Origin of the sequence: Pseudomonas sp. yb_9 (genome assembly GCF_043103635.1) — a bacterium.
GTDB lineage: Bacteria > Pseudomonadota > Gammaproteobacteria > Pseudomonadales > Pseudomonadaceae > Aquipseudomonas > Aquipseudomonas monteilii.
Window position 1 is genome coordinate 50,959 of sequence record NZ_JBICKA010000010.1, and the last position, 13,383, is coordinate 64,341.

General features: G+C 63.6%; 10 protein-coding genes and 1 pseudogene. 8 read left to right on the plus strand and 3 right to left on the minus strand.

The genetic code is table 11. From position 1 onward, the window contains the following. The first annotated feature begins 11 nt into the window (after positions 1-11). Both ACF8MI_RS03180 and ACF8MI_RS03185 read left to right on the plus strand, forming a co-directional pair. Complete coding sequence (locus tag ACF8MI_RS03180) at positions 12-446, plus strand: pseudoazurin (protein ID WP_060498231.1); 435 nt, start codon at positions 12-14, stop codon at positions 444-446. After that, positions 443-1,780, plus strand: a pseudogene (locus tag ACF8MI_RS03185) (OprD family porin). Before ACF8MI_RS03180 ends, ACF8MI_RS03185 begins: the two are co-directional and overlap by 4 nt. Before the next feature lie 47 nt (positions 1,781-1,827). Here ACF8MI_RS03185 and ACF8MI_RS03190 read toward each other — a convergent pair. Beyond that, a complete protein-coding gene (locus ACF8MI_RS03190; RefSeq protein ID WP_060498232.1) occupies positions 1,828-2,151 on the minus strand; it encodes a hypothetical protein in 324 nt (107 codons plus the stop codon). 121 nt (positions 2,152-2,272) lie between these two features. Further along, the gene (locus ACF8MI_RS03195) at positions 2,273-2,770 is read right to left on the minus strand and encodes a GNAT family N-acetyltransferase (RefSeq protein WP_392517363.1); all 498 of its coding nucleotides are present in this window, start codon (positions 2,768-2,770) and stop codon (positions 2,273-2,275) included. A gap of 130 nt (positions 2,771-2,900) precedes the next feature. On the opposite strand from ACF8MI_RS03195, the gene ACF8MI_RS03200 reads away from it, so the two are divergent. From ACF8MI_RS03200 to ACF8MI_RS03225, 6 genes are all read left to right on the plus strand, one after another. Further along, the gene (locus ACF8MI_RS03200) at positions 2,901-3,380 is read left to right on the plus strand and encodes a hypothetical protein (protein WP_104835122.1); all 480 of its coding nucleotides are present in this window, start codon (positions 2,901-2,903) and stop codon (positions 3,378-3,380) included. Positions 3,381-3,455: 75 nt separating this feature from the next. Continuing rightward, positions 3,456-5,027, plus strand: coding sequence for a sensor domain-containing diguanylate cyclase (locus ACF8MI_RS03205; protein WP_060498235.1), 1,572 nt, complete (start codon positions 3,456-3,458; stop codon positions 5,025-5,027). Positions 5,028-5,144: 117 nt separating this feature from the next. Then, on the plus strand, positions 5,145-5,921 hold the full coding sequence (locus tag ACF8MI_RS03210) for a ParA family protein (protein WP_060498236.1): 777 nt from the start codon (positions 5,145-5,147) through the stop codon (positions 5,919-5,921). Between the two features lie 85 nt (positions 5,922-6,006). After that, positions 6,007-6,417, plus strand: a complete 411-nt coding sequence (locus ACF8MI_RS03215; RefSeq protein ID WP_060498237.1) for a DUF2946 family protein — start codon at positions 6,007-6,009, stop codon at positions 6,415-6,417. 74 nt (positions 6,418-6,491) lie between these two features. Then, positions 6,492-8,642, plus strand: coding sequence for a TonB-dependent siderophore receptor (locus ACF8MI_RS03220; protein ID WP_200929315.1), 2,151 nt, complete (start codon positions 6,492-6,494; stop codon positions 8,640-8,642). A 211-nt stretch (positions 8,643-8,853) separates the two neighbouring features. Beyond that, complete coding sequence (locus tag ACF8MI_RS03225; protein WP_104835127.1) at positions 8,854-10,191, plus strand: MFS transporter; 1,338 nt, start codon at positions 8,854-8,856, stop codon at positions 10,189-10,191. A 32-nt stretch (positions 10,192-10,223) separates the two neighbouring features. On the opposite strand, the gene ACF8MI_RS03230 is transcribed toward ACF8MI_RS03225, so the two are convergent. Further along, entirely contained in the window at positions 10,224-13,370 is a 3,147-nt protein-coding gene (locus ACF8MI_RS03230) for an efflux RND transporter permease subunit (RefSeq protein WP_392517364.1), read from the minus strand. Positions 13,371-13,383 lie beyond the last annotated feature (13 nt).

Genomic DNA, 13,383 nt, shown 5'->3' on the forward strand with positions numbered 1-13,383 from the left:
ACGTTCACCCGATGCCGCTGCGCCCTCTCGCCTTGCTGCTTGCCAGCACCCTGCTCGCCCCGGCCGCGCTGGCCGACGTGTACGAAGTGAAAATGCTCAACCGTGGCAGCGAAGGCGCGATGGTGTACGAGCCGGACCACTTGCGCATCGCGCCCGGCGACACCGTGCGCTTCCTGCCCACCCAGAGCGGGCACAATGCGGCCAGCGTGGCAGGCCTGCTGCCCACCGGAGCCAAGCCCTTCAAGAGCAAGCTGAACCAGCCGTTCGAACAGACCTTCAGCGAGCCGGGCATATACGGCATCCAGTGCATTCCGCACCTGGCGATGGGCATGGTGATGGTCGTTCAGGTAGGTGACGCATCGGCGACCGAACTGCCCGCCAACTTGCCGGCGCGGGCCAAGGCCCGCTTTGCTGCCCAGTTGCAGAAGCTTGAGGCCGCGCAATGAGCCGGTTGTTGTTGGCGCTGCCACTGCTGGGGCTGGCGCCCTTCGCCCAGGCCGACTCCGCACAGTCGCAAAGCAACGGTTTTGTCGAGGATGGCAGCTGGAGCATCCTCAACCGCAGCGTGTTCGACCAGCGCGACTACAAGCATGGCGGGCGCAACAGTTCCGCACGAAATACCGACAAGCCACGCAGCGAACGCAGCGGCAAGGCTGAAGAATGGGCCTAAGGTTTGATGGGTACCTTCCAGTCTGGCTTTACTCAAGGCCTGATAGGTGTCGGCGTAGATGCCCACGCCTACCTGGGCGTGCAACTGGACAGTGGCGGCGGCCGTGCGGGCAAGGCGCGCTTGCTGGGGGTCGATAACGACGGGCACCCAAAGAACGAATACAGCCGCGCAGGTGCGGCATTGAAACTGCGCATGGCCAATACCGTGTTGTCCTACGGTGAGCAGCGGATCAAGAACCCGGTGTTCAGCTCTTCCGACAGCCGCCTGTTACCCGAAACCGCCACCGGTTATTTCCTTACCAGCAACGACTTCAACACGCTCAAGCTGGTGGCCGGGCACTTCAACGAGAGCACCGACCGCAATGCCACAAGCCACGATCAGGGCTTTGTGGTGAACTACTCCAACGGCAAACAGGGCAACAGCTTCGACCTGGCCGGGGTGGTCTGGAACCCGGGCGCCCGCTTCAGCGGCAGCCTCTACACCTCGCGCTACGAGGACAGCTGGAACCAGCATTACCTGGGCAGTACCCTCAGCCATGCGCTGGATAACCGCCGCAGCGTCAGCCTGGACCTCAACCTGTACCGCACCACCGACACCGGCAAGGCGCTGTCCGGGCGCATCGATAACACCACCTGGAGCCTGGTATCGCGCTACAACCAAGGGCCGCACGGGTTCAGCCTGGGCTGGCAACAGGTAGACGGCAACACGCCGTTCGACTATGTGACGCGTGGCGCGATCTTCATTGCGAACGCGGTGCAGATGTCGGACTTCAACGCACCCAACGAAAAGTCATGGCAGGCACGCTATGACCTGAACATGGGGGCCTATGGGGTGCCAGGGTTGAACCTGACGGCGCTGTACGTGCGGGGGTTCGATATCGACGGCACACATGTCGACCCGACTGGCGGGTATGCGTACCTGGGGTATGCCAAGGGTGGCAAACATTGGGAACGCGACCTGGAGGCGCGGTATGTGGTGCAGAGTGGCAAGGCCAAGGGCACCACGTTCTCGCTGCGGCATAACATGCACCGGGGGAACACGGCGCAGGCGGAGCTGGATGGTGACCAAATTCGCTTGGCGGTGGAATGGCCACTTTCGGGTAGTTTCTGAGGTACGGTGTTGCCTGGATGGGGGCCGCATAGCGGCCCCAGTAACTTTCAGGCAACCGAGCTGCCTGCAGGCAGCAACCCCCACTCCACCCGTTCCTGAACGCTCATCGTCGCCAATACCTCGGCAAAGGTCTGCTCAAGCTCCGAACTGACATTGCCAAATACCCGGTAGTTGGTCAGCAGGTAGCGCTTCACCGTCCTCGGCCAGCGCCGTTCCTTGTGCGCCGCATTGATGATGCCTTTGGCATCATGCCGCGTCGCGCCACGCCACAAGTCCATCAACCTGTTCTCGAAATCGCCGAAGGTCCACAGGTCACTGCGGTCCTCGAACTCGTCCAGCAGTTTAAGTTTGTACAGGGCCATGTGTGGCATCGTGAGCCTCCCTCGGTGCAGTGAAAAAGCCTTGCATGAGGGAAGTTAATCAAGCCGGGCCGTCCTGGAAATGAACGCGTCGATCACGCAGAAAAGGCCGCTGTAGGGGCTTTCCCACAAATCACCGCAGCCGCAGCTGCATGTGCGTGGTCTGCCAGACCGGGGCTTGCTCCACGTCCACCACCGCAAACCCATGCCGTTCCCAGAACGTAATCGCACCCGGGAGAAACGGATGCGTATGCAGGTACAGGCAATCGATACCCGCCTGCACCGCCTGCTCGCGCAATGCACTGAACAACGCGCCAGCCAGCCCCTGCCTGCGATAGGCCGGCAGCACGAACAAGCGTACCACCTCCACTACCCGCTCGGCGTGATAGTCAAGCTGGGCAAAACGATGGTCATAGGGCACATAGCCGATCACCGCGACCAGCCGACCGTCATCGCGGGCTTCAAGAAAGCACCCCGCGCCGTCCAGGTAGGTTTCGGCAAAGTGCGCAAGGTCGTGCGGCAAGGGGGCCGCGACAAGCATCGGGAACAGCTCGCGGCGGGCGCTTTCGACAAACGCCACGACTTCGGCAATGGCGACGCGCGGTACAGGTTGCAGGGTCCGGTTCGGCATGGGGCTGCTGGCAATGGTTGGAGGGCTGGGTTCTACACCAGCGTGCCGGTCAAGGCAAATCACGGGGCTCGTCGCGGCCATGCGGACATCGGTATAATCGGCAGTCTTCACTGCCCGACCAGGCCACGCCATGCCTCGCTTCCAGAAGTTGCTGTTGCCCCTGCTGCTGACTGCCGCCCTTGCCGCCTGCGACCAGAAGCCCACCCGTGAACAACAGATAATCGCCCAGCTACCGCTGCAGGATGCCTACACGCACAATATCGAGCGCATGGCCACGCTGCTCGGCCGCACTCACCCGCAGCTGTCGCAAGCCACCATCCAGGGCGTACTGCGCAAATACCTCACCGTCGAGGACCAGCACCAGGACCTGTTCCGCCTCTACAGCGAACAGAATTTCAGCGACGCCGAGTTCGCCACCATCGTCGATGCCACCCAGGACCCGGCCAAGGCCCGCGCGCTGGAAGACACCGAAGCCGGCCGGCGCCTGAGCGAAAAGGTCACTGCCCTGATGCGCGAAACCGCCCGCGATGTGAAGGTGCAGGCGCTGGTCGAGCGACGCATGCAACAGGTGGAAGACGAGCTGAATGCGCTAGACAGGGCAGGCTCCTGAATGCAGCGCCCGTTCACGCGCTAGTGCATATGGCTGTTCCCATTTCTTAGCTATCTTCAAAGCCCGAGGTCAGGATTGCCACACGCCAAGCACGGATTGCGCCTGGATCTACGAACACTCATTCTGGTGCTCTGCGCCCTTACGGCCCTGGTCATGCTGTGCGCCAGCTATTTCGCCAGCTACCGCGTGCAGCGCCAGCTGCTGATCGACCACGCCCTGGAAGCCAACCGGGTGTATGCGACGAAACTGGCGGCCATCACCGAGACCTTCATCGGCAACGCCTTGCAGCAGCTTTCATTCAGCGCCGGTGTGCAGGGCCACCAGTTGAGCGACGCGGCAGCACTGCAGGTGGAGACCGACCGTGTACTGGGCCAGAGCATGGCCTTCAACTCCACGTTCGTGATCGATGCCAACGGCGTGCTGCTGGCGATTTCCCCAGCCTCGCTACGCCACTTTGTCGGCACCCGCATGCAGTCGCCGGGTGTGCAGGAAGCCCTGCACGAACGCCGCCCTCTGGTTTCCACACCCTACCTGTCGGCGGCCAACAACCTGGTGGTGGTGTTGTCGCACCCCATTTTCGACAGCAACGGCCGTTACCTCGGGTACGTGGGTGGCAGCCTGTACCTGCGAGAACGCAACATCCTCAACAGCCTGCTGGGCGAGCACTTCTACAAGGACGGCTCGTACCTGTATGTGGTTGACCGCAACCGTCGCCTGCTCTACCACCCCAACAGCCAACGGGTAGGCACCGTGGTGGAAGGCAACGCGCTGGTCGACCAACTGGCAACACTGGACAGCGGTACCCGGCAACTGACGAACAGCCTGGGCGTGGAAATGCTGGCCGGGTACGCTACCGTGCCCAGCGCCGCCTGGGGCGTGGTGGCGCAGCAGCCGCTGGCACAGACCGTAACGCCGCTGAGCCACCTGATTCTCAACGTAATCGGCACCTCCGCGCCCTTTGCGCTGGTGGGCAGCCTGCTGCTGTGGTGGCTGGCCCTGACCATTGCCCGACCACTCTGGCAACTGGCCGCCGGCGCCCGTTCGATGGACCGTGCCGGTACAGCCGAACGCTTGCACCGGGTACCCGCCTGGTACTTCGAGGCGGCCGAGCTCAAGCGTGCGCTGTTGTTCGGGCTGAACCTGCTGCAAGAACGCATCGGCAGGCTTGACCGTGATGCCCAGACCGACCCGCTGACCGGCCTGGGCAACCGCCGCAGCCTGGAACTTAGCCTGTCGTTGCTGGAAGCCGAAGGGCGGGCATTTGCGGCCATCGCGCTGGACATCGACCATTTCAAGCGGGTCAATGACAGCCATGGGCACGAGATCGGTGACCAATTGCTGCGCCAGCTGGCCGAGCTGATGCGCCGGTGTTGCCGCGAAGGGGACCTGCTGTGCCGCACCGGCGGCGAAGAGTTTCTGATGATGCTGCCGGGGGCCAGCCTGGAGGTGGCCGCTGTGGTGGCTGAGCGGTTGCGGGTTACCGTGCAGGATACGCCGCTGGAACCTGTGGGGGCGGTGACCATTTCGCTGGGGGTGGCGCGCTGGGGTGGCGAGGCAGGCGGAGAGCCTGTGGAAACACTGAGCGAGGCTGACCGGGCGCTTTACCGGGCCAAACAGGAGGGGCGCAATCGGGTGGTCATCGCCTGACCTGTGAGGCGGCAAAGATGAAACATGCAGTTGTAACAATGTCTGTCATAAAAATGTCGTGTTCCCGTCATAGGATTGACCTCAACCTGACATTTTCACTTCATGGATGAGCGTCTCATGCGTCGTGTGGTTTTCAATCAGAAAGGGGGCGTCGGCAAATCCAGCATCGCCTGCAACCTTGCGGCTGCCAGTGCCGCGGAAGGCTACCGGACATTGCTGGTCGACCTCGACCCACAAGCCAATGCCACCTACTACCTGACCGGCCTGGTGAACGACGACATTCCAGCCGGCATCGCCGACTTCTTCCGCCAGACCTTGTCACCGGTCACGGCCGCCGGCAAGAAGCACCGCGTGGCAATCACCGACACCCGCTACAGCAACCTGCACCTGGTCACCGCCAGCCCCGACCTCAGCGACCTGCAAAGCAAGCTGGAGAGCAAGTTCAAGATCAACAAGCTGCGCAAGCTGTTGGTGGAACTGGGCGAGGACTACGAACGGATCTATATCGACACCCCGCCAGCGCTGAATTTTTACACCTTCAGTGCGCTGGTGGCGGCCGAGCGTCTGCTTATTCCGTTCGATTGCGACAGTTTCTCGCGCCAGGCCCTGCACTGTGTCATGGCCGAGGTCGAGGAACTGCGCCAGGACCACAACCCGGCGTTGCAGGTAGAAGGCGTGGTCGTCAACCAGTTCGCCGGGCGTACTGCACTGCACCAGACCCTGGTCGACCAGTTGCGCGGCGAAGGCATGCCGGTGTTGCCGGTGTACCTGAGCAGTTCGATCAAGATGCGTGAATCGCACCAGGCGTCGGTGCCGTTGGTGCACCTGGCACCACGGCACAAACTGGCGATGGAGTTTGTCGATTTGCTGGATGTGCTGGAGCGGGCCGCCTGACAGACCTTGGGGGCTGCTTTGCAGCCCCAAAAACTCGCAGCAAAAGACCTACCCGACCATTCATCCGAATGGTAGATTCCTCGCCATGAAAACCACCCGACACATACGCACGCTGACGGCCTGGACGCTATACGCCAGCGTCCTGTTCAGCCTGCTGCTGTGCGGCCTGCACCATGGCCAGATGGGCGGGCTGCGCCTGGCCGGGCTGGAGGGCGGCTTCTGCTCGGTGAACAGCGAACACGGCGTGGCCATCGACCTGGACGGCGCCGGCGGTGACCAGCACATGGCCCAGCTGGACTGCCCGGTGTGTTCCTCGTTCGGCCTGGCGGTACCGCTCAGCAGCGGCGGCTGGTCGTTCACCGCGACGCAAGCCGTGGCCACCTCGCCCATCGTCGTGCGCAGCTGGGCACAACCGCCGCCGCGCTACCAACGCCCCGCCCTCAATCCCCGCGCCTCCCCCGCCGTCTTCCCCGCAGCCATACCTCATTACGCCTGACATCAGCCGGGTGCGGGTGCGCCTGCGCGCGCGCTCGCCGTCAGCCATGACCTTTGCGTGGAAGACACACAAACATGCTTCGCAAGACCTCTCTGGTGCTCCTCATGGGCACCTGCAGCTTCGCCTGCGCCGAAATCGCCCCCGTTGAACTGGGCGCCACCACCATCGACGGCGAACGCGATGCCGCCAGCGGTGTGCAACTGGACGAACCGATCCGCACCGGCTCGCGCCTGGGCCTCACCGCACGGGAAACACCCGCCTCGGTCAGCGTCTCGGACCGCCGCCTGATCGAAGAACGCGGCGCCAAGGACAGCCAGGACGTGATCAACGCCATGACCGGCGTGAACGCCTCGGCCAACCCAGGCTTTGGCGGCTTCGTGGCCTACCGTGGCTTTACCCAGAACCAGGTCACCCAGTTGTACAACGGCATCAACCTGGGCTACAGCAGCGCCACCCGGCCAGTGGACGCCTGGGTACTCGACCGCGTCGAGCTGATTGGCGGGCCGTCTTCATTCCTGCATGGTGCCGGTGCCGTGGGCGGTTCGATCAACTACATCACCAAACTCGCCAGCCGCGACCAGCAGACCATTGACGGGCGTATCCGCTATGGCAGTTTCGACGACAGCGAGGTGGCGTTCGGAATCAACCAGGCGCTGGCCAGCAAGCCCGCTGACGCCCGCCATTTCATGCGCCTGGACTTCAGCCGCGGCCAGGGCAACGGTTACGTCGACCGCAACGAACGGCACACCGACAGCCTGGCCTTTTCGCTGCTCAGCGACCTGGCCCCCAACCTCACCCACACCCTGGCGCTGGAGTACCAGGAAGACCGCGAAGACAGCCCCTACTGGGGTTCGCCGATCCTGCCGGGGCGCAGCACGATGAAGATCGACAACAGCCGCCGCTTCGAAAACTACAACGTCGCTGACGGCCGCTATGAGCAGCGCGTACGCTGGCTGCGCTCAATCCTCGACTACCAGGTCAGCGACAGCACCAGCGTGCAAAACACGCTGTACCACTACAACGCCCAACGCGACTACCGCAACCTTGAACGCTATGCCTACACCCCCACCGGCCAGGTGCGACGCAGCAGCCCTTACCTGCAGCGCCACGACCAGAACCTGCTGGGCGACCGCATCGAGCTGCGTCACGACAACCAGCTGTTCGGCCTGGCCAGCCAGTGGTCATTGGGGCTTGAATACTCACGCATGCGCCAGACTCTCTACCCCACTTCCGGCAGCTGGAGCGACGTGGTCGATGCCGAGCACTTCAACCCTGGCAGTTTCGATGACATCCCCGGGGTGAATGCCGGCCTGACCAAACTACGTCGCCACGAGGTGATCAACCGTGCGGTGTTTGCCGAAAACCGCCTGCAACTCACCGAGCGCCTGGCCCTGCTGACCGCCTTGCGCTACGACTACCTGGACATGGAAGTCACCAACTACGGCGCCGTGACGCCCACCTCGCCGGCCTATTTCGAACGGCGCTGGGAGCCGCTGTCCGGGCGTATCGGCCTGACCTATGCACTGACGCCTTCGGCCAGCCTGTATGCGCAATACAGCACCTCGGCCGACCTGCCCGCCGGCTCGCTGGCAGCCGCGACTTACTCCAATGTGGGGTTGTTCGACCTGTCCAAGGGCGAGCAATGGGAAGTGGGCAGCAAGTTCGACTTCCTCGACGGGCGCGGTGCGGCCACCCTGGCGCTGTATCAGATCGTGCGCAAGGACTTTGCCGTGCGCGACTCGAACGACGCCAACCTCACGGTCCAGGCCGGGCAGCAGACTTCACGCGGGGTGGAGCTGTCCGGGCGCCTGCAGGTAACGCCAAAACTGCTGGCCGAAGCCAACTACGCCTACGTCGATGCGCAGTACGACGAATTCAACGAGGCCGTCAACGGGGTATCGGTCTCGCGTAAGGGCAATGCACCAACCAACGTACCGGCCAATGTCGCCAACCTGTGGCTGACCTACAGCCTGTCGTCGGCGTGGTCGGTGGGCGCGGACGGGCGCTACGTGGGTTCGGTGTATGCCGACAACGCCAACAGCCTCAAGGCCCCGGCCTACACGCTGTTCGGCGCGTTTGCCCGCTACCGGCTGGACGAGCACACCACGCTGACCGGGCGGGTGCGTAATCTGACCGACGAGGTGTATGCCAAGCAGGCCTACAACAGCCAGTACTACATGGGGCCGCCGCGCACCTTCGAGCTGGCGTTGGACATGCACTTCTGAGCCAATGGCCTGTCTTGCATGAACATCCCGGCCTGAATTGGCTCTTGTGTGCGGCCTTGCGAACCACTCGCGGTTGATTCAGGTATCCCGAGGTCGCCCTCGATAAAGCACGCTCCAGCGCCCGGCGATCTACTGGCAAGCACAACAATGAGGGCGCGGCCCGACCGCGCCACGTTCATCATGCCTGCCAATGGAACCGGAGAGCACTCGCATGTCCGCACCTCATGAGGTATCCCCCGCCACCCTGCGCAGGGTGATCGCCGCCTCGGCCATCGGCAATTTCGTCGAGTGGTTCGACTTCGCCGTCTATGGCTTTCTCGCCACCTTGATCGCCAGTCAGTTCTTTGCCAGCGAAGACGCCGGCGTGGCCTTGCTCAAGACCTTTGCAGTCTTTGCCGTGGCCTTTGCCCTGCGCCCGCTGGGCGGGATCGTGTTCGGCGCGCTGGGCGACCGCCTGGGGCGCAAGCGCATCCTGTCGCTGACCATTTTGCTGATGGCAGGCTCCACCACCCTGATCGGCCTGCTGCCGACCTACGCCAGCATCGGCTTGGCCGCCCCTGCGTTACTGACCTTGGCGCGCTGCCTGCAGGGTTTTTCTGCCGGCGGCGAGTATGCCGGGGCCTGCGCGTACCTGATGGAGCATGCGCCCAACGACAAGCGCGCCTTCTATGGCAGCTTCGTGCCGGTCTCGACCTTTTCTGCCTTTGCCTGTGCAGCGGTCATTGCCTATGGCCTGGAGGCCAGCCTGTCGAGCGAGGCGATGAATGCCTGGGGCTGGCGCATTCCGTTCCTGATCGCCGCTCCGCTGGGGCTGGTCGGTTTGTACCTGCGCTGGCGCATGGAAGAAACCCCGGCGTTCCGTGAAGCCATCGCCCAGGGCAAAGCGCACGAGCATTCGCCTCTCAAGGAAACCCTGCGCAATCATGGCCGGGCCATTCGCAACCTGGGGGCGTTCATTTCGCTGACTGCGCTGTCGTTCTACATGTTCACCACCTACTTCGCCACCTACCTGCAACTGGTGGGCAACCTGACCCGCGCGCAATCGCTGCTGGTGACCACCGTGGCGCTGCTGTTCGCCGCCGTCGGCTGCCCGTTGGCCGGGGCGTTCTCGGACCGGGTGGGGCGACGCAAGACCATCGCTTTTACCTGCCTGTGGGTGATGCTGTGCGTGTTCCCGGCGTACTGGCTGGCCAGTTCGGGCTCGATGTCCGGCGCGCTGATCGGGGTGATCCTGCTGGCGGTGGGGGCGTTGTGCAGTGGTGTGGTTACCGCAGCGCTGCTGTCGGAAAGTTTCCCTACCCGCACCCGCTATACCGCTTCGGCAATTACCTACAACGTGGCCTACACCCTGTTTGGCGGTACGGCGCCGCTGGTGGCAACCTGGCTGATCGGGCAGACCGGCAGCAGCCTGGCACCGGCCTTTTACCTGGTGGTGATTGCGCTGGTGGCGTTGGTGGGGGGGTTGGCGTTGCCGGAGACTTCACGGATTTCGTTGCATGATGAAGTGGGAGCCGACCGCGTGCAGCCTGAAGCCCGTAGTACCGTTTGAGATATGTGGGGCTGCTTTGCAGCCCCAAATTTTCAGCCTTCCTGCACCTCTTCACGCCGATACGCCCACTGATACAACGCCGGCAACACCAGCAACGTCAAAGCAGTCGAAGACAGAATCCCGCCAATCACCACCGTCGCCAGCGGCCGCTGAACCTCCGCCCCGGTCCCGGTCGCCAAGGCCATCGGAATGAACCCCAGCGACGCCACCAGCGCAGTCATCAAGACTGGCCGCAAGCGCGTCAGCGCGCCCTCTTCCACGGCCGCCCGCAGGGTACGCCCTTCTTCGCGCAACCCACGGATAAAGGCAATCATCACCAGCCCGTTGAGCACCGCCACGCCTGACAGCGCAATGAACCCCACACCCGCCGAGATGGACAGCGGAATGTCCCGCAACCACAGCGCCAGCACCCCGCCGGTCAAGGCAAACGGGATGCCGGTGAACACCAGCAGGCCATCCCTGAGGTTGTTGAACATCATCAGCAACAGCGCCATGACCAGCAGCAATGCCACCGGCACCACCACCTGCAAGCGCTCGGCCGCCGACTGCAGCTGCTCGAACTGGCCACCCCAGCGCGTCCAGTAGCCCGGTGGGATCTGAACCTGGCCAATAAGTGTCTGTTCAGCCTCTTCGACAAACGAGCCCAGGTCGCGCCCACGCACGTTGGCACTGACCACCACCACGCGCTTGCCATCCTCGCGGCTGACCTGGTTCGGCCCCAGTTGCAGGTTCAACGTGGCCACCTGCGACAGCGGAATAAAGCCGATTTGCGCAGCGCCGGCTGTGGCACTGGCCGGCACCGGAATCAGCAGGCTGCCCAACCCGTCCACATCGGTGCGCAAGGTTTCGGGCAGGCGCACCACCATATCGAAGCGGCGGTCACCTTCATACAGCGTGCCTGCCGTGCGCCCCCCTACGGCGATGGCGATGGCGTCCTGCACGTCACCCATGTTCAGGCCATGGCGGGCGGCCTTGTCACGGTCGATGTCGATGGTCAGCACGGGCAGGCCGGTGGTCTGCTCAACCTTCACCTCAGACGCACCCGGCACGCGCTGCAGGCTGCTGGCGATTTGCGCGGCGGTGCGGTTGAGCACGTCCATGTCGTCTCCGAACAGCTTTACCGCCACATCGCTGCGCACCCCGGAAATCAGCTCGTTGAAGCGCAACTGGATCGGCTGCGACAGCTCGTAGTTGCTGCCCGGTACGCTGGCCGCCGCACGTTGTACTTCGGCAATCAGCTCGTTACGCGGCTTGCCCGGGTCCACCCACTGCTCGCGTGGGCGCAACATCACGTAGACGTCGGAAATGTTCGGGGGCATCGGGTCGGAGGCGATCTCGGCGGTGCCGGTGCGGGCAAACACCCGCTCCACTTCCGGCACCTGGGCGATGATCGCCTGCTCCAGGCGCTGTTGCATGTCCACCGACTGCGACAGGCTTGTACCCGGCACGCGAAGGGCCTGCAAGGCAAAGTCGCCCTCGCTGAGGCTGGGGATGAACTCGCTGCCCATGCGGCTGGCCATTACACCGGACAACAGCACCAGAGTGGCCGCTGCGGTAAACGCCAGCTTGCGCCGGCCCAGCACCCAGGCCAGCACCGGGGCATAACGCTGGCGCGCCGTGCGCATCACCAGGCCTTCTTCTTCCTTGACCTTGCCGGTGACGAACAGGGCGATGGCCGCCGGCACAAAGGTGACCGAGAGAATCATCGCACCCAGCAGGGCCATGACCACGGTAAAGGCCATGGGGTGGAACATCTTGCCCTCGACCCCGGTCAGGGCAAAGATCGGCAAATAAACCACCATGATGATCAATTGCCCGTAGATCAGCGGCCGGCGCGCTTCGCGGGCGGCGGCAAACACCTCATGGAAGCGCTCGCTGCGGGTCAGCATGCGGCCATGGCGTTGCTGGGCGTGGGCCAGGCGGCGGATGGCGTTTTCCACGATCACCACGGCGCCATCGACGATGATGCCGAAGTCCAGCGCGCCCAGGCTCATCAGGTTGGCGCTGACCTTGTTGCTGAACATGCCGGTGAAGGTGAACAGCATCGACAGTGGGATGACCATGGCGGTGATCAGCGCAGCGCGGATGTTGCCCAGGAACAGGAACAGCACGGCGATGACGAGAATGGCGCCTTCAACCAGGTTTTTCTTCACCGTGGCGATGGCTTTTTCCACCAGGTTGGTGCGGTCGTACACGGTCACCGCCACCACGCCCTTGGGCAGGTTGCGGTTGATCTCGACCAGTTTGGCGGCAACTGCCTGGGACACTGTGCGGCTGTTTTCACCGATCAGCATGAACACCGTGCCCAACACTACTTCACGGCCGTTCTCGGTGGCCGCGCCCGAACGCAACTCTTCACCCAGGCCAACCTCGGCCACATGGCTGACGCGGATCGGCGTGCCGTCCACGCTGGATATGACGATATTGGCGATGTCTTCGGCCGAGGCCACCTGGCCCGGCGCCCGGATCAGCAACTGCTCGCCATTGCGTTCGATGTAACCGGCACCCACGTTGGCGTTGTTGCGCTCCAGCGCGCCGATCAGGTCGTTGAGGGTGAGCTTGTAGGCCGCCAGCCGCTTGGGCTCCGGTGCAATCAGGTACTGCTTGGCATGGCCGCCGATGCTGTTCACTTCGGCCACCCCCGGCACATTGCGCAGCTGCGGCTTGATGATCCAGTCCTGGATCACCCGCAGGTCGGTAGGTGTGTAGGGCGTGCCATCCTCCTTCAGGGCGCCCTGTTCGGCTTCCACGGTCCACAGGAAGATCTCGCCCAAGCCGGTGGAAATTGGCCCCATGCCCGCCTCAATACCCTCGGGCAACTGCTCGCGGGCCACTTGCAGACGCTCGTTGACCAGCTGGCGGGCGAAGAACAGGTCGGTGCCGTCATCGAAAATGACCGTGACCTGCGACAGGCCCGAGCGCGACAGCGAACGGGTCTGCTTCAGCCCTGGCAGGCCCGCCATGGCCGTCTCGATGGCAAAGGTAATGCGCTGCTCGGTTTCCAGCGGCGAGTAGCCGGGTGCGGCGGTGTTGATCTGCACCTGGACGTTGGTGATGTCCGGTACAGCGTCGATCGGCAGTTTCTGGTAGCTGTGGATACCCACCGCGGCCATCAGGACCACGGCCAGCATCACCACCAGGCGCTGCTCGATGGCGAATTGGAACAGGCGTTCGAACATGCAGGCGTCCCCG